Origin of the sequence: Sorangium sp. So ce117 (genome assembly GCF_051524395.1) — a bacterium.
Taxonomy (GTDB): Bacteria; Myxococcota_A; Polyangia; order Polyangiales; family Polyangiaceae; genus Sorangium; species Sorangium cellulosum_B.
On record NZ_CP150309.1, the window covers coordinates 10,139,309 to 10,162,292 of the forward strand.

Sequence of the window (22,984 nt, forward strand, 5' to 3'; positions counted from 1 at the left end):
CGCCGCCTTCCCCAGCCGGCGCGCCGCCTTCCCCAGCCGACGTGCCGCCTTCCCCGCTCGGCGCGCCTCCGGACCCACCCGCTGAAGCGCTCTCAGCGTCGATGTCCACGTGCGGAGAACAGCCGATGAACAGGGGCACGACGAGGGCAACACCGACGAGAGAGAGATGACGCATCCGCTCCTCCGGGTCTGCCCTCAGCAATTGCCGTTCCGCGGCGATCCTTGCCTTGTTTCATGCAGCTACGTCGAGCGTGGGAGTTCCCCTCTGGCCCAGGTTGGCACGCTTCGGCAGGCCCCCATGGCGCACGGACCTCCGTCCAGCCAGCGTGCTCCTGATCCAGCCTGCCCGGTCCAGCCTGACCAGGCTACCGGGCGGACGGCGCGGACTCCGCTTTCAGGGCCACGTCGCCCCTGTCATCGCCGCCATCCTCGCCTCATGGCGGCGTCAGGAGAGCCACTCCGCGCGCGCTCGGGCGACCTCCGCCGGGGCGCATCCCTCCTCCGGGGCGCGCAGGCGCTCCCATGCCTGCTCGATGTAAGCGAGGCACTCCATGATGGAGCCCTGCTTGCCGGCCTCCCGCGACCCGCTCGGGATCGCGCGCTCGACAGGGAAGACGGTGTACTGCTTCTCGTGATCGACGACGACGCGATAGGTGGCTGCGTCCTGCTGCTCTTCCTGGTTCATCTTCCCCTCCGCGGGTCGGGCCGATTGCGCTGCGGGGTCGCACCATAACCTCGGTCCCCGCGCCGTCGAGCCGGAATCTCCGAGCACGGATCGCAGGATCAGGCCGTCTCCGCCCGAGACGGCATCACGCCGGGATCGATGCCCGTGTCACGACATCGCGCCAGCGAGACCGATGGCCCACGGATCCGCTCCACCATCGATCGACGACTCACGCCGCGGGAACAGGCAAGGAGCCTCAGCTCATGTCTTGTCGTGCTGGCATCGCAGCAGGCCGGAGCGGGAAGGGTGGGCGCGGCGGGCGCGGCGGGGGAAGGAGGGTGGCGAACGGCAGGTCACCCCGTGGACCTGTCCGAGCTTGGCGAGCCTCGCGTCGCTCTCGTCCTCGACGCCATCGTCGAACAGCCAGTCGAGCGTCGCTGTGATCTCGTCGAGGACGAGCTACCCGCGCTCGAACGGGCTCGCCTTCCTCGGGTCCACGGCGAGCATGTAACGCGTGCCCGCCTCCACGACGACGCGCTGGAGCGAGAGGATCTCCTCGCCTGTCTTCGCCATCGGCGCGCTCCAGTCAGGAGAGCACGTCGGTCGCAGTCTTCGCCCCGAGGACGTTATCGATCCAGCGATCGAGGACCGCGATGTCCGCGCATGCGTGGATACGCGCGCTCTCGTTCGCGGTCAGCGCGATCCCTGCACGCGCAAGCAGCCGCAGCAGAGTGTCCCTCTTGCCCTTGAGCTCGCCTTCACGTAGGCCCTTGAGCTCGCCCTCACGTAGGCCCTTGAGTTCGCCCTCGCGTAGGCCCTTGAGCTCGCCCTCACGTAGGCCCGCGAGCTTGCTGCGATCCATCAGCTCTCGCACGAACGGAAACCTCTCCTCGCCTTCGATCTGCCGTTCCATGACCAACGCCTCCAGAGCCCGCCGCATGGGCTCACGCAACCCGCTCCAGATGACCTGAAAGTAGACCATCGCGTGCTCCTGGTCGAGCCGGCCAAGCGCAACGAGCGCGGCCTTGACCACGGTGAGCCCGTTCGGCCCATTGCCGTGCGCCACCGCCGAGAGCACGGCCAGCTCGGCGTCCTTCTCCGCCTCGGCTGGGTCGGTGATCTCGGGGACGACGGCCGGGCCGAGCACCAGCGGTTCGACGTGGCCGAGGCCCAGGCCGAGGTCGATGCTCTCCGCCGCCCAGGAGGCCACGCCGACGTCCGGTGCGACCACGAGGACGACGGTGCCGCAGCGCTTCCTGGCGCGCACGACCGTGACATACGTCGGCCACGAGAACTTCTTGTCTGGATCCATGTCGCGCTGGACCTCGACGACGATCGCAAGCACCAGCGCGCCGCTCGCGTCTCGAAGCTCGAGCACCAGGTCAGCGCGGAACTCCACCGGGATGAGCTGGTCGAGCGACGATTCGACGACCCCGACCGAGGTGTGTGGCGGCACATCGAGGTGGAAGAGCGTCGCGAGCCAGTGGGGCGCGAGCTCGGGGTGCTCGCGGAACATCTCGACGAGGGCGTTGTGCTCGAGCGTCGGCATGACGCTCGACCTCGAGCACACCCCATGCCGGCGCGAAAACACGGCAGAACCCGAGGGGCGCTCCACCTCAGGGGGTGGCGCCGCCATGGCGGAGGGTCGCGGCCATCCCTCCGGTGAAGCGCCCATCCACGGCGCTGATGGATCCATCCAGAACATCGAATGGTCGGCCGGACGCCGATCGTTACAACTCTCTTCACCGAAACGCGGCGCGCCGTGCGCCGCCGAAGAGGAGGATCTCATGACCGCTGCTTCCCCGACCGCCGTGACGCTCTCCCTCCTGGCCCGCATCGAGGCCAAGCCCGGCAAGGAGGCCGAGGTCGAGGCGCTCCTCCGCTCCGCCGTCGGCCTCGCCGCCGAGGAGCCGCGGACGATTCACTGGTTCGCGCTGCGCATCGGGCCGTCGACGTTCGGCATTTTCGATACCTTCGCGGACGAGGTGGGGCGCAAGGAGCACCTCGCAGGCCGCATCGCGGCAGCGCTCATGGCCAAGGCGCCGGAGCTGCTCGCCGCGCCGCCCGTCATCGAGCACGTGGACATCATCGCCGCGAAGGGTTGACCGGCCGCGCCCGGGCAGCGCGCGAGAGCAGCGCGTCCCAGAAGAGCTGCAAGCCCGGCGCCGGCGTGCGATCGCCCGAGCGCACCAGCGCGACGGTGCGACGGAGGGCCGGGTCGACGAGCGGGCGCTGAGACGCGCCCGTCAGGAGCACCGAGTGCTCGGGCATGAAGGCAAAACCCAGCCCCGCGTGGACCAGGCTCTGGACCCAGTCCTCCCGATCGGTCCGGTACGCCGCGTACAGGTCCACGCGCCGCGCGGCGCACACGCCCGTCACCTGCTCGCGCATCTCGCAGGCGAGCCGATCGAGGTAGGGCTCGCCGTCCAGATCCTCGAGCCGCAGGCCCTCGCGCCCGGCCAGGTGGTGGCCGGGCGGGAGGACCACGACGTAGCGCTCCTCGTAGAGGGGCGCCACAACGCACCAGTCCGGGACAGCGTCGCCGAGGTTCGAGACGATGACGTCGACCTCGGCCTCCTCCAGCCGCCGCAGGAGCTCACCCTGCACGGCCACCACGATCTCCAGCTCCACCCCCGGCGCCTCCGCGCGGAACGCCGCCAGCGAGCCCGCGAGCCGCGCGGGCCCGATGGTGCAGAGGATGCCCACACGGAGCGGCACCTGCTTGAGCCGCCGGTGGTTGTCCGCGATCACTTGGACGGCCTGCATCTCGTCCCGCAGCCGCTGGAGCCGCGGCAGCACGCGCTGCCCCAGCGCCGTGAGCTTGGCGCCGCCGCGCTCGCGCAGGACGAGCGGCCCGCCGAGCTCCTCCTCGAGCTTCTTGATGGCGGCCGTGAGCGCGGGCTGCGAGACCGCGCACCGCTCGGCCGCGCGCGTGAAGCTGCGGGTCTCGGTCACCGCAAGGAAATACCGGACCTGATGCATCTCCATGGCCGCGCATCTTCGCCCGGCGACGCCGCCCGCGCCAGGGAGGGCGGCGCGTTCGCTCGGCTCCGATCAGGGCTGCCGAGGTAGAAGACGACCGGCGGCCCCCCCTCGGGAGGGCAAGGGTCACCGCAGCGCGGTGGTGATCACATAGCGCGTCTCGCCGAACTCCGGATCATCGCATTCCTTGTAATACTCCCCGGAGCGGTTGAGCTTGCCGCAGTACTCCTTGCAGCGCCCGACGATCTCGATCATCCCGCAGCCATCGAGATCGCCGTCGGCGCCGAGCTGGCCCGCGGCGCAGTCGCGCTTCGCCGCGCGCGCGACATCGACGTTCGCCGGGTTGTAACAGGCGCGCAGGTACGGCGTCTCCGTGAAGAGGTTCCCCCAGAAGGCCCCTTCGACATGAGGGTAATCGTCGAGCTCGTCGCACCCGACCTCGTGATGCAGCGGGTTCTGTCGGGAGCGCATCGAGATGCTGACCGAGACTCCATAACGGTTCGTGTGGGCGGCGAGGCACGCGGAGACCATCCGCTTGCCCTCGTCGTCGAGCGGGCGCCGGTCCCACCGGGGCGCGAGGCCGAGGTGTCCGGGATAGACCTCCTTGTGGGTCGCGCCCGCGCGGTCGGTCCAGGAGAAACGGAACGACTGCGACTCCTTGAGCGCGCAGCTGACCGTGTACTTCACGAGCGACCGGAAGAGATCGCCCCTCGCGCCAGGATCCCTGAGAGCGGAGGCCGCCACCGGGCTCAGCGCGTTCACGCTGAGCGCGTTGACGCTCAACGCATTCGCGCTCAGCGCATTCGCGCTCAGCGCATTCGCGCTCAGCGCATTGCCGGTCGCGAGCTCGTCAGCGCTCGATCCGAGCTCCTCTGTTTCATCCGCCGCTTCGAGCGCCTGCTCGGGCGCGACGCAGCCGGTAGCCACGAAGAGGATGCCTGCGCACCCAAGTACAGCCCTGGTTTTCACGTGATGAGACCTCAGGTAGCGAGCCAAGGGGAGCGCCCACGCTCCCCGATCACAGCACGCCCTCCGGCGCGTCGCTCAACACAACGACAGCCGGGAACTCTCCACGTCAACGATCAGGGTACGGCAAACCACTTCGACTGTCAGCCATTAAATTGCACGTCCTCCGCGGATTCCTCCGTGGGACAGCAACAATTAGTCACGTTCCGTCACGTTCCGTCACGTTCAGTCACGTTCGGCCACGTTCGGCCACGTTCAGTCACGTTCAGTCACGTTCGGCCACATTCAGTTCCGGCGGTTCCGCCCAGCTCCGACCCACTGCGATGCGAGCTCCAGGGTGCGGGCGTTGTCCGGAACGTGTGAGAGAAAGCGCCCGCGCCACTCGGGATCGCGGACGCCGGCGGCCCGGTCGAGCAGCTTGTCGCGCGCCGAGGAGATGGCGACCGCCGCGCTGGCCGCGTCGCCGACCGCGGAGAACGCCTCCGCGTGGACCAGCCGGATCATCGACTCGCCCTCTTCGATCCCGCCGAGCGACTCGAGCGCTGCCAGGGCCTCGCCGGCGGCCGCGAGCGCCTCGGCGGCGCGCCCCAGCCCGATCAGCGCCCGGGCGCGGATCGCCATGGCCGTGACGCGGAACGGCGACGCGCTCTCCAGCGCCTCGGCGAGGCGCGCCTCGCGCTCCGCGCCCGCGAGGTCGCCGGCGAGCAGGGCTATCTTTGCGAGGTACGAGCGCGACACCACCTCGGCGCGCGGGTCGCCCAGCCGCTGGCTCGAGGCGAGGGCCGCCTCCTCGACGGCCCGCGCCTCGGTGAGCCTGCCGCGGTAGGCGAGGACCTGCCCGAGGCTGGCCTGCGCCGCCGCCGCCACCTCGTGCAGACCCATCCGCTCCGTGGCCTCCAGCACGGAGCGGAGCGCCGCCTCGGCGCCGCCGAAGTCGCCGAGCTCGCCGTAGGAATAGCCCAGGTTCGCGCGGGTGATGCACGCGTTGCGCCGGTCGCCGACCTGCTCGAATGCCACGAGCGCGGCCTCCAGGCCGGTGACGCAGGCGCCGGGATCGCCCCCGCTCATCGCGCGGAAAGCGCGCGCCTGGTGCAGCCCCGCGGCCACCTCGGCCCCCGTGCCGGCGCCGGTCGACGCCCCGTCGCCCATGGCGCGCTCCACCTCCGCGATGAGCCCGTCGACGATCGCAGGCCGTCCGGCGAAGGCCAGGGTCGAGGCGCCCATGCAGAGACAGGTGCTCCTCGCGCTCTCCGCGCCCTGCGAGGCGGTGACGACGACCGCCGCGCCCATCCACCGCTCCACGCGGTCGAAGCCGCCCAGCTTGCTCGCGGCCGCGACGGCCTGCGTGACGGCCGCGAACCACGGCGCCGAGCCGGGCGCGAGGTGCCGCGCCGCGTCCGTCCCCCGCTCCTCGGCCAGCGCGAGGTCGCCCCGCCATATGTGCGCCTCGGCCTGGACCAGCCGGAGCGCCCCCACCACCGCGGGCTCCGGCGCGCACTCGAGCCCGCGCTCGGCCCGCGCGATCGCGGCGCCGAGATCGTTGCCCTCCAGGGCGTGCTGCGCCGCGCGCAGGTACGCCGCCGCGGCCCGCGCGGGCACGGCGCCGCGCTCGAAGTGCTCCGCGAGCGCCATCGCGTCGGGCTCGCCCGCGCCCTCCAGCCAGGCGCCCGCCAGCGCGTGGCCCAGCCGCCGGTCGGCCTCCGTCAGCATCCCGTACGCCGCCTCGCGCACCAGCGCGTGCCGGAAGCGGTACTCGACCTCTCCCCGCAGCCGCCCGGGGCCGCGCCGGTGGACCACCTCACGGCGCTCCAGCTCCGAGAGCCAGCGCGTCACCACCGCGCCCCCGAGCAGCGCGCTCACCGCGCTCGGCCAGAACGCCTGGCCGAACACGCTCGCGGCCCGCAGCACGCGCCGCGCCTCGGCGTCGAGCGCCTCGATGCGCGCCTGCACCATCGCCAGCACCGTCTCCGGCAGGTCCGCGCCGTGGCCGGCCGCCACCGCGCGGACCTGCTCCTCCAGGTAGAACGGGTTGCCGTCCGCCCGGTCCACCAGCGTGGCCACGAGCTCCGCGCTCGCCTCGTCGCCCAGCGCGGCCCGCACCAGCCGCTCGCTCGCCCGGCGCGTGAGCGGCGGCAGCATCATCTGGTTGCCGAAGCGCCCCTGAGACAGCCCCGGGAAGGCCTCGTGCACCTCGGGCCGGGCCAGCCCCAGCACCAGGAACGGCAGATCCCGCAGGCTCCGGAGCGCCGCCTCCACCATCGTCAGGGTGGGCAGGTCGCCCCACTGCAGGTCCTCGAGGATCAGCAGCACGGGCTGCCTCGCGCACTCGGCCCGGATGAACTCCTCCCACGACAGCCGCAGCTGATCGCCCATCAGCTGCCGGTTGCGCCGCGCCGCGCCGACCCGGATGTCGTCGTCCGGGAACGGCGCGCCCAGGAGCTCGCCAAGGAAGGCGCTGACGCGCCCGACGTCGAGCTCCGGGTGCCGCTCGACCCGCGCCCTCACCTTGCGCCGCCGCTCCTCCAGCGGCTCGCCGTCGACGATGCCCATCGCGCTCCGCAGCGCGCGCGACAGGAGGCCGAACGCCGAGCCCGAGCTCATCGGGTCCCCCTGGCCGATCCACACCTCCACGGGGGCGCCGTCCGCCAGGTCGGCGCCGCCCCCGCCGCGCGCGCGGTCGGCCGCTCGCGTATTGCGCGCCGACACCGTCTCGAGGAACTCCTGCCGCAGCCGCGATTTGCCCATGCCGGCCGCCGCGACCACCAGCAGCGCGCCGGAGGTCGACTCCTCGGTGCTCCGATCGAGCTCCGCGGTCAGCACCGCGAGCTCCCGCTCCCGCCCGAAGCACGCCACCGGCTTGCCGAGCAGCGCCGGCGCCGACGTCACCCTGAGGTCGTCCCGCGCCCCGTGGAGGAAGCGCGCGCCGCCCTCGCAGCTCGTCTCGAACCGGCCGCCCAGCAGCCCCGCCGTCACCTCGTCGATGCGCACCGCGGCGACCGCGCCCGGCTCGCCGCGCGACGGCAGGAGCTGGACCGCCCGGTCGATGAGCTCGCCCATCGGGATGCGCGACGTCAGCTCGGCCCGGCCGGTCACGAGCGAGACCTGCGCGCCGCCGAGCAACGCGCGCAGCGAGAGCGCGCAGCGCGCGGCCTGCGCGGCGAGATCGGTGGCCGCCTCGGCGCTCGTCAGCACCAGCAGCGGCGATCTCGCGTCGATGAGCTCGATCTGACCCTGGTAGCGCTCGGCGAGCGCGTAGAGCTCGTCGGCGCGGCCCGTCGCCCGCGCCTGCTCCTCCTCCTGCGAGCGCGTCACGTCCTCGGGCGCCGAGCGCTCGTGCGCGAGCACGAGGCACGTGACGCGCCGCTCGCTGCTCGTGAGCTCCAGGACGGGCGCCAGCGCGGCAGGGTGGGCGCCGTCCGCGGCGCCGGCGCGGCTGAGGTCGATCGCGCGGAGCTCCTCGGCGACGACCGCGCCGTCGCGGGGACGCCCGTCTGGCTGCTTCGCGAGCATCCTGGTGACGAGGGCGTCGAGGTCGTCCGGCAGGTCGGGGCGGACCTCGCGGAGGCGCGGCGGCTCGTCGAGCAGCACCTTGACCATCACGGCGAGCGCCCCGGCGCCCTGGAAGGCGGCGCGCCCGGTGAGGCACTTGAAGAGCACGCAGCCGAGCGCGAACACGTCGGCGCGGGCGTCGACGCGCCGCTCGCCGCGCGCCTGCTCGGGCGCCATGTACTCCGGGGTCCCGAGGACGGTGCCCGGCAGGGTGAGCTGCTGATCGATCCGGAAGCGCGCGATCCCGAAGTCGAGCACCATCGCGCGATCGAGCCGCCCCTCGACGAGGACCAGGTTGCTCGGCTTGAGGTCGCGGTGCACGACGCCCTGCCCGTGGAGGGCGCCGAGCGTCTCCGCGATCCGCGCGACGACGTCGACGCTCTCGGCGGGGGTGAGCCCTCGCCGCGCGATGCGCTCGGCGAGCGTCTCCCCGGCGAGCCACTCCATCACCAGATACGGCTTGCCACCCGCCGCGACGCCGTGGGCGATGTACCGGACGACGCCGGGGACGCGCAGCGCCGAGAGCGCCTCCACCTCGCAGGAGAAGCGGCTGAGCTCACCCTTGTCGGCGCGGCGAAGCACCTTGAGAGCCACCGTGTCGCCGCTTCGCCGGTCGCGCGCCCGGTAGACGTGCCCCATCCCGCCCGAGCCCGCGAGGCCCTCGATCTGGAACCGCTCGTCGACGATCTCTCCGACGCGCATCAACGGCCGTGAATCCAGCGATATCACGCGCGCCGCCCTCCTGGTCTGGATACAGGCCCGGGATGGTATGGCGACTCACCTCCGCGGCGGTCGCGACCGGATCGACCGCGCGATGCGGCGCGTCAGCGCTGGAGTCTCACGAAGAACACGCCGGGGCGCCCTGGGAGGACCGGCTCCGCGGACGCGCTGGCCGACCGGCGGCGCGAACGAGGGGTTCTCGACGGATACGCGCGTGTGCCCAGGCCGTCCGGGTGGTGCGCCGAGCGCAGGTAAGCCATCGACGACGAGGGCGCCCGTGATGGGCGAACGGCTCCCCGGCGCCGGAGAGGGCGCCCCGGGTGCCGTGTTCTGCGGGCTCGGTTCAAGGCACCTGAAAGGCATCCAAGGGCGCATCGCGCCCTGTCGATAAGCTACGTAGTCGCGTCGTGTCGATGGGTCGGTCTGGCGCATCGCGGACCTCGTCATCGCGCCGGCGAAGAGACCTGCCTGCGCCATCGACGAAGGCGAGACCCCGCCCACGGCGCCCAGGGTGGGCGCGCTCGAGCGGCAAGGAGGCGGCGCGCGCCCGGAGGGCGGCCCAGAGGCGCGCTCGCCGGCGGCCCGGCACCTCCGGCCGCTGCGTGGCGTCAGGACGTCTGCGCGGTGCGAGCGAGGACGGAGACGGCGCTGGGCGGACATCATGAATGAAGTTTTTCTCTCCTGACGTTATCTTCGCCTCCGCGGCGTTTGTGATGAAGATCTTGTCCCCCGACGCCGTCTCCGCCTGGGTGGCGTTCGCGAGCTGGCTCGGCGACCAAGGTGGGCTGTTGACTTCCACCCGCGGAGCTGCAATGTCTCTCGCTGCGCTTGCCCTTACCCACAGGAGACGTCGGATGTCGATGAGCAAGAAGCTGATGAGTGCCGTGTTGATGACCGTCGGCATTGGCTTTGCTGGAGCCGCGTGGGCCGCTGGCGGGACCGCGGACCTCCCCGCATCCGTCGCCGAGAAGAAGGATTTCGGCTGCGGTGCAAAAGGACAGAAGGCCTGTCCGATGCAGGGCTGGATGAAGTCGGTGATGCAATCGGCGACCACGAGCGGCGACGCCGCGAAGATCGCGGAGGCGCTGGAGTACGTGGCGAAGCGGCCGCCGAAGGGCATGGACAAGTGGGTCGCGATCTCGAACGACGGCATCGCGAAGGCCAAGAAGGGCGACATCGACGGTGCCAAGGCGAGCTGCAAGGCCTGCCACGATCTGTACAAGGCGGAGTACAAAGAGAAGCTCCGCGACGCCGCTTTCTGAGGCGCTTCTCTCCTCTCCCGCCCTCTTCCCTCCCTCCACTCTTCCTTGCGCGCGCCGAGAGCGCGCCTTCTTGCGGCAGCCCTGGCCGGTCGCGCCGGGGCTCGCCTGCCGCTGTGCGGCGCCGGCCATGAAGCCGGCCCGCGGCGGCGGCCATGAGCCGACCCGCGGGCCAGAGCCCCCGTCGGGCGCGCGCCGGACGGCGCAGATCAGCAGCCGCCGCCGGCAGCCGCGCAGATCTCCTGGGGCGTGAGCGTCCGGCCGAAGATGCGGAGGCTGTCGAGCAGCCCGTTGAACTCGTCTTCCCCCGAGGGCTCGTCCGAGCCGATGTGGACGGGCTGTTCGCCGGAGGCGATCACCGGGCCTGAGGGGCTCCGATCGACCTCGACGCCGTTCACGTAGAGGCTCTGCGTCTGGCCGTCGGAGAGACAGGCGACGTGCGTCCACTGCCCGGGAACGATGGGGTAAGCCACGTTCCGCTCGACGCCCATGGTGCAGCGGATCTGTCCGCCCGGCATCAGGAAGAGCGAAGGCTTCCCGCCGCTGTCGATCACGGTGTATCGCCGCTTCTCGGGGAGAGAGGCGGGGTTGATCCAGACATCGATGGTCATCGCGGAGGCGGTCCATGCGGCGTCGTGGCGGAAGTAGAGTTTGCTCCCCATCGTCACCGAGAGCGCCTGCCCGGCCCGGCCAGGCGCGTAGTGCAGGCTGCGCACCCGCTCGGGCGTGAAGTGATGCTGCGAGGCGTCGTCGGGGTTCCCCTCGAACGCGAAGCACGCGATCAGCGATGGAGCCGCCGCCCCGCACAGCGGCTTGGGAGCGCCGCCGGGCTCTTCGACCTGAGCGCCGCCGGGTTCTTCGACCGGATCCCCGCCGGGCTGTTCGACCTGATCGCCGCCGGGTTCTTCCGTCGGCGTTCCGCCGGGTTCTTCCGCCGGCCCGCCGCCCGGCTCTTCGACGGGAGCGCCGCCAGGCTCTTCGACGGGAGCGCCGTCAGGCTGTCCGGCGATGGCTCCGCCGGGTTCTCCAGCGGGAGCGCCGCCAGGTCCTCCGGGTTGAGCTTCGGATTCACCTGAGCCGCCTGTGCCTCTCGTGTCGAGGGCGCAGCCAGGCAGCGACAGAAGAAGCACGGCGACGCCGGCCAGGCGATGTGCAGAGTGATAAGATTTGCAAAGCATGCTGCGTTTCCTGCGGGGCGCTCAGCGTAGCTCAGAACGCCGCTCCCTGTCACCGTGCCTCGCACAAAGGCTCGACTCACGCCGCACGACGATGCAGTGAGAAGAAAAATGCACCACAGCGGCGCAGAAGAAGAGGCGCGGAGTGCATGGCGGTCGCTCGCTGCTCTCTCCTGTGAAGCCTCCGCGTCTCCTGGTCGCGTTCGAGCAAAGAGAAGACCGTGAGCGCGGACGGGTCGGCGTTTTTTACGGTGGTGGACGACAAGTAGACTGTTGCTCGACGTCGTGCTCCGGTTCATGGACGGATTCATGGACCGACACAGGGCTCCGCTCCTGCTGCTCACGGCGACGTGGCTCCTGGCTGGCTGCGACAGGGAGGCCCCCCCACCTCGGCCGGACGCGACGCCTGACGGCGGCGGAGGAGGAGGGGCGGCCGCGCCGGGGTGCGCGGCCGGCGAGCGCACGACCGATTCTGGGTGCGAGCCCGCGGGCATCCCGCCCGAGGCCTGCGGCGCCGGCTTCACGCCGGGCGACCGAGCGTGCGCGCCTGTCCTGCCGGATGCCCCCTGCCCTGCGGGGACGATGGCCGTGCCGGGGGAGACCGCCTGTCGCGAGGTCGCGCCGTGCGGTGAGGCGCCATGGGGCGACATCGCCCTGGACGAGGAGACCCAGCACGTCGACGGCGCCTATGCAGGGGGCGACTCCGATGGCACGCCGGAGAGGCCGTGGACGACCGTCGGCGAGGGCCTCCGCGCGGCCGCGCCCGGAGCGGTCGTCGCGATCGCCGCGGGTACGTATCCAGAGGACGTGATCGTCGACAAGCCAGTACGGCTGTGGGGGAGGTGCCCGGCGCTCGTCGAGATCGCCGGGGCGGGGCCGGACACGGCCGCGGCCATCGACGTCGGCGCGGGCGCCGACGCGGCCGAGATACGGGGCGTCGCGATCCGCAGCGCGGGGCAAGGTATCCTGGTCTCGGGCTCGATCGGCGTCGTGATCGACGAGGTCTGGGTGGCCGGCGCGGGCGCCCAGGGCATCAAGGTGGACAACGAGCAAGGCCCGGCGGCGCTCACCGTCCGTGGCTCGCTCGTCGAAGGGGCCCATCGGGTCGGCGTGCACAGCGCGGGCGCCGAGCTCGCCCTCGAGTCGTCCGTCGTGCGAGGAACCCTCGAGTCCGGCGAGGTCGAGGGGACGGGCGTCGGCGCGAACAGGGGAGAGGGCAACACGGCCGCCTCGATCACGATACGCGCATCCCTCATCGAGCAGAGCCACGGAGTCGGCCTGTACCTCATCGCCTCCGTGGCGCTCGTCGAGGAGAGCGTGATCCGCGACAGCACCGGAATCGACACCAACGCCGCCGGGATGGGCGTGCTGGCCATCCGGAACAGCCGGGGCCAGCCGAGCCAGGTGACCTTCAGGCGCAGCGTCCTCGAGGCCAATGAGGAGGCGGGGATCTGGGTCCAGGGCTCGTCCGCCGTCGTCGAGGATACGGTCGTGCGCGACACGCGGCCTTACCCGGACAAGCTGGCGACGGGGTGGGGCATCTACATCGCCGCCGACCTCGAGGAGGGCCTGCGCTCCGAGGCGACCCTGCAACGCGTGGTCGTCGAGCAGAGCCGCTACGTGGGCGTCGCCATCCTGAGCTCCGACGCCTCGCTCGACGGCGTGCTCGTGCGCGACACCCTGCCGCGCGACGGGGACGGGAAACACGGCGTCGGGCTCGCGGTGGCCTCCCGCGGCGCGCGGCGCGGCGACGTCACGGCGCGCGGCTCGGTGATCGAGGGGAGCCGCACCGCGGGTGTCTTCATCGAGGGCGCCGACGCGACGCTGGAGCGGGTCGCGGTCCGCCGCACGCTCCCGCAGGCGTCGGACGGGCGTTTCGGCCGGGGGATCGAGGTCCACGCGCTCGACGCGCCGGACGGGCGGAGCGGCCTCGTGCTCCGGTCGTCGCTCGTCGAGGAGAGCGTCGATTCGGGGCTCGCCCTCTTCGGATCTGTGGCCACCCTGGAGGAGACGACGATCCGCGGTACGCGGAGCTCAGCCGATGGGCTCCAGGGAAACGGCGTCACGATCGTCAAGGACCCCGGCGACTCGGAGGCCACGTTGACCGGCGTGCGCATCGAGGCGAGCGACGGCGCCGCCGTCGCGAGCTTCGGCGCCTCGGTGGCGCTCGCGCGCAGCACCATCGAGTGCAACTTCATCGATCTCAACGTCGAGGCGGAGAGCGGCACGGCGGGCAAGATCACCGACGGCGGCCAGAACCAGTGCGGCTGTCAGGGCGTCAGCGTCCCGTGCAGGGCGAAGAGCGCGGGGCTCGCGCCGCCGGAGCCGCTGCCGGAAGCGCTGTGACGCCAGCCTCGCCTCAGCCCGGCTCCCGGCGGGCGCGGCGCGGATCCCCCACTGCGCTCCTCCGCGCCTCGGGCTGGCAGGCCGGGCAGAAGATCGCGTCGTGCCCGTGGACGCTCGCGCGACGGAGCTTGTCGCCGCAGCGCGGGCACGGCTGGCCCGGGCGCCCGCGGACCTTCAGGAAGTCGCGCAGCCGCTCGTCCAGCGCCGGCGCGCGCCGGGCGATCGTCCGGGTCGCGTCGCCGAGGACACGGGCGATCGCCACGTGCAGGCGGTCGGTCTCCTCCTCGGAGAGGCTCTGGACCGTCGCCTTCGGGTGGATCCTTGCCTCGAAGAGCACCTCGTCGGCGTACGAGTCTCCCATCGAGTCGAGCGCCGTCCCGTCCATCAGGAAATCCTTGGCGAGGTCGCGCCGCCCGCGCGCGGCGGCGCGGAACGCCTCCTGCGTGAACACCCGGGGATCGAGGACGTCGAGGCCGACGCGCTGGAGCCCGGGGATCCTGTCGAAATCGCCCCGCGCGAGCACGTAGACCTTGCTCATCTGCACGTCGTCTCGGACCCTGAGTTCGCGGCCGTCCCCGAGGGTCAGCGAGAAGGCGAGATCGGTCGGAATTCGCGTCTCTCCTGGCCGCGTGATCGAGAACCGCCCTGCCAGCATCGGGGAGATCACGAGATCGAACGCACGCGCCCCGTCGAGCTCGAAGACCACGGCGTGCGCCCGCCGCGCCACGCGCCGGATCGCCGCGCCCGGCAAGAGCGCGTCGAGGCGCTCCGGGAGCAGGACGTGCAGCACCACCGAGTTCTCGGCCCGCGCCGCGGCCACGGCCGCGCCCGCGAGCTCGCGCGCGAGGATCGGAACGACGTACTCCAGGTCCGGGCGCTCGGGCACGCCTCCAGGATACAGATCTCGCCGCGAAGATCGCGCGACTTCGGGCGAGGCGCGAAAAAGAGGCGCGGCGGCGCGCTGATCACGCGCTGATCACGCGCTGATCCGCGGGGACTCCTCGCCGAGCGCGGGCTCGCCGGCGTCGCCCCGCCTCGGCCGCTGCGCCCCCTGGATCACGAGATCCTGGCGCCGTGCGAGCGCGTACACGACGCGGATGAGCGCCGTCTTGAAGGCCTTCTCCGGCGGCGGGTTCAGGTGCACGACCCTGCGCTCGCCCGGCGGCGCGACATGGCTCGCGCCCCGGGGCTCGCCCCGCTGCGCGACGGGGCTCGCGCCGCCGGGCTGGTCCTCCTTCGGCTCCTCGACCTCCAGCGCGATGGGGATGGCGCCCCGGGGCTCGAGCGCCGACCGGATGTCGTCGAAGCGGAGCTCGCCGCCCGCCTGCCCCGCCGCGTCGGGCGGCGGCGCCTCGATGCGGACGAGGTCCTGCCCGCCCTCGCCGAGGAGCTCATCGTAAAGAGCCGTTACTCCCGGCACGAAGGCGCTGTGGACCATGAAATAGTTCTTGATGCGCTCGGTGCTGACGAGGCTGACCCGCACGGCCAGGCCGCACTTGTCGGGGGCAAGGAGGCTCCGGACGTGCTCGCCCTTCGCCACCGAGGAGAACTCCGCGAGCACATGCAGCGCCCCGCCGTGGGCGAGCTCCCGGCTCGCCAGCGCCCGCGCGAAGCGGATGACCCGCATCGCCGTGCGGGCGTCGCGATCGAGCCCCTCGGGCTCGCTCAGGAACACCGCCGCGGAGAGCGGCGCGCCGCGCGCCACGCAGCGCACCGCGAGCGAGGCGAGGTCGTGCCCGTGCTGCGTGTACACCGTCGCGCTGCCCCCGCGCGGGAGCGAGAGCATCGCCCCGTCCGAGCCCGGCGGCGCGCCGCCCGGGCCGGGCGTCACGCCGAGCGAGGCGAGCCGATCGGGGAGCGGCATCCGCTCGTCCCCGCGCTCCCCGAGGACCAGCGTCACCTCGACGCCCGGCACGAACCGCGCGAGCGCGTGCAGCAGCGAGGGCAGCGCGGCGCTGTACCCGACGATCAACACCCGCTCGATCTCGCCGAGGTGCAGCGAGAGCTTCGCCGCCCACGCGTGCGCCGCCGTCGCGCCGTCCGGCGCCGCGGCGCGCTCGATCCCCCGCCCCCTGTAGAGCTCTCCCCCGTAGTCCAGGAGCGGCGCATACGTCGCCGATACGCCGATGAGCCCCCTGAGCCGCTGCGCCGGCACCCGGCCCGCCCGCGCGCCGAGGGCCCACGCCGGCGACCCCTCGGGCGGATCGAGCAGCGGATTCAGCCACGGCACGAGCCCCTCGACCGACACGAGCTTGCCCTCCTCGCGCTTCGGCACCGCCGCCTCGTCCCCGAGGAACACCCCGGCGAGGATCACCTGCTTCTCGTAGGCAGCGCGCGCCATGTCCGAGAACGAGAGCTCGTGCTTCGGCGCCTTGCCGAGCTTGCCGACGGCTCCGGCCGCCTCCTCACCCAGGAAGATGTGCGTGTAGAACTCGGAGCCGTCCGCGGTCATGAGGTCGGTGTAGAGGGACTCCACGCCTGGCGTGAGCAGGTGCTGGCAGAGGAAGAAGCCGAGGAACCGCTGCATGTCGAGCGGATGTGTCCCGGGCCCGCCCACCTCCTGGATGAGATCGCGGTTCTTGCTCTCCTGCACCTCGACGAACACGTGGCCGTGCGGGTTCTGCGCCCGGAACGAGGAGAGCGTCATCGCCGTCAGGGCGTCGGCGTCGGGCCCCGCGTCGGGCCGCGCGAGGATCAGCGCCCGCTTCGCCTCGGCGGCGCCCACGAGCTCGAGCGCCTCCGGCTGCGCGCTGTCCCCTTGGCGGTAGCTCACCCAGCGCATCCCCGGCGCGTAGAGGTAGGCGGGCGGGTCGTCCTCGGTGCCGAGGAGCGCCATCCGCGGCAGGGCGTGGCGGGTCGGCGGGGGCCCGCGGCGGATGAGCCACAGCCAGAGCTCCGCGAGCCGGATGCTCCGGAGCGCGCGGTGGCGCTCGTACAGCCGGACGAACTCCTGCACCAGCATCTCGGCCTCGTGCACCGGGCCGATCACGAGCGCGTGCCCCGCGTAGCGGACCGGCCGCCGCCGCGCCGCGCGCACGACCTGGTCGACCACGTTGGCGCCGATGCCGATGATGAACGACGTGATGAAGACGCCCACCATGGTGAGGCCGAGCGAGACGACGGCCACGATGGGGTGGACCCGGAGGTTCTCGACGAGGTTGTCGGCGCTCTCGATCTGCCGGAAAGACCACCAGATCCGGTCGATGAAGTCGGTGTCCGGGGTCGGGCCGCGGCCATCGTAGTCGTGCGTGATCGCGAGGTGGCTGAGCAGCACGGAGGAGCCGAACGCGAGCCCCCAGACGGCCAGCGTGACGAGCCCGAACTGCTCGAGCAGCTCGCGCCGCGTCATGATCGCGTAGAGGTCGATCGCGATCTCGCGCGTGAAGCGCAGGAGCAGGAAGAGCCGCGAGAGCCGCAGCATGGGGAGGGCGTGGGCGGCGTGCGCGTCGAGGAGCCGCTCGAGCGGCAGGAAGCTGACCCAGGCGATGATGTCGAAGGCGAAGAGGAGCACGTCGAGGCGCGACCGCCCGTCCCCGCGCTGGTGGAGGAGGACGGCCCGGAAGAGGAGCTCGACGCCGAAGATCGCCAGGAAATACGGGCGGAGCTGCTCGTCGAGGCCCTGGATGGGCAGGACCGAGACGAGGATCAGGAGCGAGATCGCGGCCTTGACGGGGCGGGTCTCCAGCCCGCCGGCGAGGCGGTGGAGCAGGGGCAGGCGGGGCGCCATGGGCGGCAAGGATAGGCGACCTCGCGCGCGGCTGCTGTAAGCTCGCCGGGTGCCTGCTCGCCGATCGCGCGCCGGTCACGCGCGCGGAGGCCGCGGCGGCGCTCGCGAGGTCGGGTCCGGGCTCAGAAGATCAGAAGAACGCCCAGCCCGCGGTGGCGCTCAGGCGCAGCGGATCGATGGACGGCGAGAGGGCGGGCGCCGCGGTCGCCGGGCGACGGACGACCGCACCTCAGATCGCCGGCGGCGTCCACTGACGCACGGTCGGACGAGCGAAGGTGTAGAGGGCGTCGATCGTGCGACGTGGAGGAGCCCGAAGGTACGTTGCGCGGTGAATCGACCACGCGTGGAAGATACACGCGTCTCCGGCGCGCAAGGCGACGCGCGCGGCGTTCGGCATGTCCGGCGTGGTCCGGTCGGCGCCCCTGCGGATCCGGAGCTCGTCCGGGGTGTCCCAGCGGGCGTGGGAGCCGGGGACGATCTCGAGCCGATCGTCGTCTTCCAGCGCCACCCGGAAGTGGACCGATGTCGTCGTCGCGACGATCGCGCGCTCGATTTCTGGATCGGATTGGCCGAACTGGCTGTCTCGGTGCCAGTCCCCGTCCCAGTCGCGCCTCGTCTGCTCGTGGTAGTAATGCGCGTCCTTCAGGCGCGGGGCGTCTTCCTCTCCCGAGCGCGACAGGCCGGCGAGCAGCTCGCAGACGCGCCGGGAGCCGACGAACGCGGAGATGAGCTCCAGCGCGAAAGGATCGTCCTGAAAGCAGGTCGCGCCGTCCGTGAGGAGCGAGATCCTGGGGGTCGAGTGACCCGTCTCCCGAGAGAGCGCTCGTGTGCGGAGGAGCGCGGCGTCGCACGCGCGACGGAGCTCGGCGCGCTCGGCGATGTCGAGGAAAGCGCGCATGATAAAGAAGCCTTGCGCGCGAAAGGCGTCGATTCGATCTCTCGTTGATGTGCTCATCATGACCTCGCGACACGGGGGATCGCGGAGATCACTCAATGGATGGCCCGAGGCCCACGCATCGCCAGGGCGACGAGGGGGCTTTGAGGGAACGGCCGCGGGCGATGGCGGCTCGAGACGACGAGACACGCGAGCCGGCCCGCGATCTCGAAGGTCGCGAGCGCGGCCGGCGCGCCGAAGTAATCGATCGGCACGAGATCGATGTTTCGCGCCGCCTTCGGCGTGGAACGCTCGTCGAGGATCTGCGCGAGCGCCTTCTGGTAGCTCTCGCCGGTCCGGGCCATCCTGGCGCGGACGTCGGCGCGCAGCTTCTTGTGGTGGTGGCGGTTCCCCATCGGCCCTGTCCAGGTGATCTGCCGAGATCGGTCCTTGTCGGCCGGCACCGACGGAAGAGCGGCAGCATCACGAGCGAAGACCGCCGAAGGGCAGCGCCCTCTTCGCCCCTCGCGGAGCCGTGCCGGCGGCGAGCGAGGAGCCGGGCTCGGAGCAGCCCGTGAGACGAAGTGTTCGCGGGAGCACGGCCGCTGTCAAGCAGGCGCCGGAGGCCCTCGCGCCGGGTGGGCCGTCCACGCGGCGCGAGGGCCTCAGCGCTGCGTCTCGCTGACGGGGTGCTCGGGGCCGGGGCGCCCGTCAGCCAGCGTCTCTCGGAGGCGCTCCTGCGTCAGCCCCGGGCTGCTCGACAGCTTCGTATCCGCGTGGGGATCGTCCGATCGGGCGACCGACTGCGCATGGGCCGTCTCGGGACGCGCCTCGCTCAAGGGGTGGCGGCTTCCAGGCCGGCCCGTTGCGAGCGTCGAGCCCTGGCCGGTCTCGGGCGGAGACACGGCGTGCGCCGGCCGCGGCGGGGGCGCTCCGGCCGAGCGCGGCGCGAAGAGGTCCGCCCAGTCGGGCAGGTGCCGCTGGAGCCGCACGCGCTCGGCCTCGGGCAGAGCCTCGCCGATGACCTGGCACACGGCCTGGGCGTGCTCCATGCCAAAGCCGCGCGGCGCGCCCTCGCGGCGGGCGATGCGGTCGTAGAGCTCGTCGCGATCGAAGTCGCCCTGGTACGTGGCGCCGCGCACCACGGCGGCGACCGGACCCGGCAGCCCACCGGCGACCGCGGCCGCCTCCTCCACGAGCAGCCGCTCACCGAGCGTCCGTGCTGTCACCGCGATCGCACGCTCGGCGTCATCGCGGCCCTCGAAGCCGGCGCGGCGCTGCACCTCCTCGACGAAGCGGTCGTAATCCATGAGGGGCCTCCTTCGGGAGAGGATCCTTGCGAGGCCCGTGCCAGGCGCGTGCCCGGGGAGGAGGGTCCGGCCGGCAGCAACCTGGCAACCTCAACCTGGGTCCGGCCGGCGACCTCAACCTGGGTCGGTCGTCCCACCCCAACCTGGGTCGGCGACCTCGGCCGGCGACCTCAACCTGGGTCGGTCGTCCCACCCCAACCTGGGTCGGCGACCTCGGCCGGCGACCTCAACCTGGGTCGGGTCGTCCCAACCTGGGTCGGTGACCTGGTGGTGGCCTTCTTTGCAGAAGACTGGCCTCGTTTGAGTCCGGGCCTCGCGTGAGCGGCTAAGTTCGGCGCAAGTGACCCCCGCGAGCGCGCCAACGCTCCGGGGGTCGTGGCCGAAACCTCACACAGCGAGGTCCCGACAGTGCAACTGTACTTGATCCCCCCGGACGGTGGGCAAGGGACCGGTGCGTCCAAGCGCCGCGGTCCCCGTTCCACGTCCTTGACCGATGCGGAGGCGATGCGCCTCCGTGCCGCCCTGCGCAACTTGCGCGGGCTGTTCGGCAGCTGGCCATGCCTCGCCGCCGCCATGGGCGTCCCGAAGACGACCATCACCAACTTCGTGTACGGCTCGAACCCGGGCACGACGCACGGGCTCGCCGCGAAGGCTGCGCGCGCCGCCGGAACCACGGTCGAGCGGCTCTTGGGCCGTCCAGCGGCAGCCGATCGCTGCCCGTACTGCGGCCGGGGTGCCCCATGAGCGCGTGGGGCCCGCACGCTGGCCCCGCTCGCGTCCTGACCATCACCGAGATCGCCGCGCAGGAGCCGCTCATCCGCAGCGCCCTGCGTGGTCTCGGTGTACGCGCCGTCGATCTCGACGACGTGTGCCAGGACGTCGTGCTCGGGGCGTGGATGAGCGCGCAGGCCGGGCGCTACAGGCCCGACCGCACGCGCGAACCTCTGGACGCGCTCAAGCGCTGGCTGTTCGGAGTGTGCCGTTTCCACTGCACGCACTACCACGAGCGCGCCTTCCGACGTCGAGAGGTGCCGGTCGAAGACCCGTGGGCGACCACGGGCGAGGAGCGCGTGGAACCCGGGCACGTCGGCGAGCGCATCGACGCTGCCGAGGCGCTCATGGCGATCGCCGGGATGCCGCTCTGGGCTCGCGAGGTGCTCGTCCTGGCCGCTCTCGGCCACGGCGGCACCGAGATCGCCGATCTGCTCCGCATCCCGCTCGGCACGGCGGGCAGTCGCCTGCGGCTCGCGCGGGCCCGCCTCGCTCGGAAGCTCAGACGGCAGCGCTGAACGCGCCCCACCCCAGCCGAAGCCGTCGCCGATGCATGCGGCGCCCTCGCAGCGCAAGCGCCTCACACAAGGCCGGCCTTTTCAAAGAAGACCTTGTTGCGACGCTCCGCGTCCTGCTGAAGCTTCCGATAGGAGATAACCTCGATGTACAGCTTATAATTTTCGTTGTGCATGTACCCAAAAAAGCCTAGGCGATCCGGCGTTGGACGCAGTTGATGCAAATCCGCATACCCCCTCACCTTCTCAGTGAGATCACACAAGACGTAAGCGTACATTGGCACATCGGATGCCCAATCGATCGGTCGCCCGCGCGGGTCCTTCACGGTGCCCGACCTCAGCAGCTTAGCGTAGTCCATGACCTGCTGGATCGGGTTCTCATTGTCAGTGTACTCGGTACGGCACGGCTTCTTAAATTCAATCAAGACTATCGATGAGGCGGCACGATCAGGAAGCTCGTCCGAAAATGCCGCCATCTTTACAAACACGTCTGGCAGCCTTTTGTTGGCCCGCTTCGTCTTGGGGTCCCTCCATGTAAACTCCTTGTCGGACACCAAGAACTCATGAAAAACTAGCCTCTCGTCGACAAGCCATAGATTCTGGCCAATAAAGCCAGGCTCTTCGGACGTTGTCCGGCGAGGCATGATGAGGTCATGCACGCGCTCTTCGTTCTGGTACGCGCCGTCCTTAATGGACAGACACTCGCCTAAGAAGTCGAGCACCACTTTCCTGTATGCGACATACTGTGCAAGCGCTGCTTTGCCAAAGTGGTTAACGTTCGCCAGGTATTCCTGATGCGCCACCAGTCTCTTGTCGATGTCGTCGCCGTTCTTGGCTGCGCCGCGAAGCTTTCGTCCAGCCTCGCGGATGCGCGCCTCTTCTGCGTAGTATACCCCGCTTAACGCCTCATCAAGCTCGCGGTCAGTTATGTTCGGCTTCATGTCTTCGACATGCCGATCTAAGAAGGGCACCAGGGCGAGGAACCTGGGAGCGCACTGATGAATGTAGTCGATGGCGCGCTTCTTCTTCGCTTCATTGAGGGCCGCAGTGAACGGGCGAAGGCGTTCGCGCACCTTTGCCACCGTGGCGTCCTGAATCTGCTCCCAGTTCAGAGATGCGGACGGGAGGTGCCCGCTCTCGTTTTCGCCCTCTCGGTCAATGTTGAAACGGTGGCGCACATAGTCGACGCTATTGTCGAGGTACTTGCCTTCGGCATACGTAGACCACACAAATTCGCCCCGCTCATCGCTCAGGCGCGCAGGCAATCCAAGCCGCTTTCGCAAATCGTCAGACGTCACCTGGCGATCGTGCGCGCAATACCGGATCCTGTGTGCAGGAGCGCGACCAGAGTACAGGCGCACATGGTGGAGCGTAAACGACTGCCCACTCACAGCAAGCGTGTCCGCCGTAGAGAGTGGCTTGTACTCGGCTTCAAAAATACTTTGCAGATCGTGCGTTGTTGTGCCGTCAGTGATCTCGATCCGTGGCGCGCTGCCATTCAGCAGAAGCAGCATGAAGTGCTCTATCGTGGCGATGGCCACATCGTACACCTCGATGGGGAACGCCTCCGCATATTCCTTCTTCTGCTGGATCAACTGAACAGACGTCTCGAACGTGGCCCCATCGGACTGGGACTCTATTTCTCCGCCAGCAATTCCGGTCTTTGGCGCGAAGGAGAACGAGCGCTCCACCCATTTCCCATCGGCAGCGATGTATCTGCTGCTGATGCGCGCCGATGAGTACGCCTTAAGCCACAAGAATCGGCCAACGCCCTTCCCCCCAATGGCGGCCTTGTGCAGGCTCTCAGATCTGTTGAAAGAGCGGAAATTGACCGATGTGAAGCCAGCGCCGTTGTCGACAATGGTGACCCCTGTTATCTTCGCTGGCGTGCCGTCGGTTTTGTCGAGAGCGATTTGTGTCGCCTCTCTCTGCAATAGCACTCTTATTCGCCCTTGTGACGGAGCGATGGCATCATTGAACTTGATCGACTGCACCGAGTTCATGACGGCCTCGAATATAGGCATAAGCACGCGGCTGGTGGGCAGTTGCAGACGCTCAAGCTTGCCTTCAAGGTCCAGGGCGAGATCCATGTCCGATGCCTCCGCGCACGTCGCGCGCGGGCCATG

General features: G+C 70.8%; 18 protein-coding genes. 5 read left to right on the top strand and 13 right to left on the bottom strand.

The window, feature by feature from the left end; translation table 11 throughout:
* Positions 1-445: 445 nt before the first annotated feature.
* Together WMF46_RS38040 and WMF46_RS38045 are read right to left on the bottom strand one after the other, a co-directional pair.
* A complete protein-coding gene (locus WMF46_RS38040) occupies positions 446-685 on the bottom strand; it encodes an MbtH family protein (RefSeq protein WP_437544969.1) in 240 nt (79 codons plus the stop codon).
* A gap of 565 nt (positions 686-1,250) precedes the next feature.
* Positions 1,251-2,213: a hypothetical protein gene (locus WMF46_RS38045; protein WP_437981704.1), complete on the bottom strand. Its 963-nt coding sequence runs from the start codon at positions 2,211-2,213 to the stop codon at positions 1,251-1,253.
* A 238-nt stretch (positions 2,214-2,451) separates the two neighbouring features.
* On the opposite strand from WMF46_RS38045, the gene WMF46_RS38050 reads away from it, so the two are divergent.
* Entirely contained in the window at positions 2,452-2,769 is a 318-nt protein-coding gene (locus WMF46_RS38050) for a putative quinol monooxygenase (protein WP_437544989.1), read from the top strand.
* Here WMF46_RS38050 and WMF46_RS38055 read toward each other — a convergent pair.
* From WMF46_RS38055 to WMF46_RS38065, 3 genes are all read right to left on the bottom strand, one after another.
* The gene (locus tag WMF46_RS38055; RefSeq protein ID WP_437981705.1) at positions 2,750-3,652 is read right to left on the bottom strand and encodes a LysR family transcriptional regulator; all 903 of its coding nucleotides are present in this window, start codon (positions 3,650-3,652) and stop codon (positions 2,750-2,752) included. The two genes, WMF46_RS38050 and WMF46_RS38055, sit on opposite strands and share 20 nt — an antisense overlap.
* 120 nt (positions 3,653-3,772) lie before the next feature.
* Positions 3,773-4,573, bottom strand: a complete 801-nt coding sequence (locus WMF46_RS38060) for a hypothetical protein (RefSeq protein ID WP_437981706.1) — start codon at positions 4,571-4,573, stop codon at positions 3,773-3,775.
* Between the two features lie 324 nt (positions 4,574-4,897).
* Positions 4,898-8,863 (bottom strand): serine/threonine-protein kinase, encoded by a 3,966-nt coding sequence (locus tag WMF46_RS38065; protein ID WP_437981707.1) that lies wholly within the window; start codon positions 8,861-8,863, stop codon positions 4,898-4,900.
* A 683-nt stretch (positions 8,864-9,546) separates the two neighbouring features.
* Between WMF46_RS38065 and WMF46_RS38070 the strand changes: the two genes are divergently transcribed.
* Positions 9,547-10,143: a hypothetical protein gene (locus tag WMF46_RS38070; protein ID WP_437981708.1), complete on the top strand. Its 597-nt coding sequence runs from the start codon at positions 9,547-9,549 to the stop codon at positions 10,141-10,143.
* 206 nt (positions 10,144-10,349) lie between these two features.
* Here the strand turns inward: WMF46_RS38070 and WMF46_RS38075 are convergent, their stop codons facing one another.
* Together WMF46_RS38075 and WMF46_RS38080 are read right to left on the bottom strand one after the other, a co-directional pair.
* Positions 10,350-10,856: a LamG domain-containing protein gene (locus tag WMF46_RS38075; RefSeq protein WP_437981709.1), complete on the bottom strand. Its 507-nt coding sequence runs from the start codon at positions 10,854-10,856 to the stop codon at positions 10,350-10,352.
* A gap of 65 nt (positions 10,857-10,921) precedes the next feature.
* Positions 10,922-11,212, bottom strand: coding sequence for a hypothetical protein (locus tag WMF46_RS38080; protein WP_437981710.1), 291 nt, complete (start codon positions 11,210-11,212; stop codon positions 10,922-10,924).
* A gap of 412 nt (positions 11,213-11,624) precedes the next feature.
* Here WMF46_RS38080 and WMF46_RS38085 point away from each other — a divergent pair, with 412 nt between their 5' ends.
* On the top strand, positions 11,625-13,661 hold the full coding sequence (locus WMF46_RS38085) for a hypothetical protein (protein WP_437981711.1): 2,037 nt from the start codon (positions 11,625-11,627) through the stop codon (positions 13,659-13,661).
* 13 nt (positions 13,662-13,674) lie between these two features.
* Here the strand turns inward: WMF46_RS38085 and WMF46_RS38090 are convergent, their stop codons facing one another.
* The 5 genes from WMF46_RS38090 to WMF46_RS38110 form a co-directional block, all read right to left on the bottom strand.
* Positions 13,675-14,547: a DNA-formamidopyrimidine glycosylase family protein gene (locus tag WMF46_RS38090; protein WP_437981712.1), complete on the bottom strand. Its 873-nt coding sequence runs from the start codon at positions 14,545-14,547 to the stop codon at positions 13,675-13,677.
* 90 nt (positions 14,548-14,637) lie between these two features.
* On the bottom strand, positions 14,638-17,388 hold the full coding sequence (locus WMF46_RS38095; protein ID WP_437981713.1) for a hypothetical protein: 2,751 nt from the start codon (positions 17,386-17,388) through the stop codon (positions 14,638-14,640).
* Positions 17,389-17,617: 229 nt separating this feature from the next.
* A complete protein-coding gene (locus WMF46_RS38100; RefSeq protein WP_437981714.1) occupies positions 17,618-18,346 on the bottom strand; it encodes a phytanoyl-CoA dioxygenase family protein in 729 nt (242 codons plus the stop codon).
* A gap of 32 nt (positions 18,347-18,378) precedes the next feature.
* The gene (locus WMF46_RS38105; protein WP_437981715.1) at positions 18,379-18,726 is read right to left on the bottom strand and encodes a hypothetical protein; all 348 of its coding nucleotides are present in this window, start codon (positions 18,724-18,726) and stop codon (positions 18,379-18,381) included.
* A 201-nt stretch (positions 18,727-18,927) separates the two neighbouring features.
* Positions 18,928-19,572 (bottom strand): DUF2267 domain-containing protein, encoded by a 645-nt coding sequence (locus WMF46_RS38110; protein WP_437981716.1) that lies wholly within the window; start codon positions 19,570-19,572, stop codon positions 18,928-18,930.
* A 504-nt stretch (positions 19,573-20,076) separates the two neighbouring features.
* Here WMF46_RS38110 and WMF46_RS38115 point away from each other — a divergent pair.
* Both WMF46_RS38115 and WMF46_RS38120 read left to right on the top strand, forming a co-directional pair.
* The gene (locus WMF46_RS38115) at positions 20,077-20,316 is read left to right on the top strand and encodes a transcriptional regulator (protein WP_437981717.1); all 240 of its coding nucleotides are present in this window, start codon (positions 20,077-20,079) and stop codon (positions 20,314-20,316) included.
* Positions 20,313-20,861, top strand: coding sequence for a sigma-70 family RNA polymerase sigma factor (locus tag WMF46_RS38120; RefSeq protein ID WP_437981718.1), 549 nt, complete (start codon positions 20,313-20,315; stop codon positions 20,859-20,861). The genes WMF46_RS38115 and WMF46_RS38120 overlap by 4 nt, the downstream gene beginning before the upstream one ends.
* 62 nt (positions 20,862-20,923) lie before the next feature.
* Here WMF46_RS38120 and WMF46_RS38125 read toward each other — a convergent pair whose 3' ends face one another.
* Positions 20,924-22,948 carry a hypothetical protein gene (locus WMF46_RS38125; RefSeq protein ID WP_437981719.1) on the bottom strand — a complete coding sequence of 675 codons (2,025 nt, stop codon included), beginning with the start codon at positions 22,946-22,948 and terminating at the stop codon, positions 20,924-20,926.
* Between the last annotated feature and the right edge of the window lie 36 nt (positions 22,949-22,984).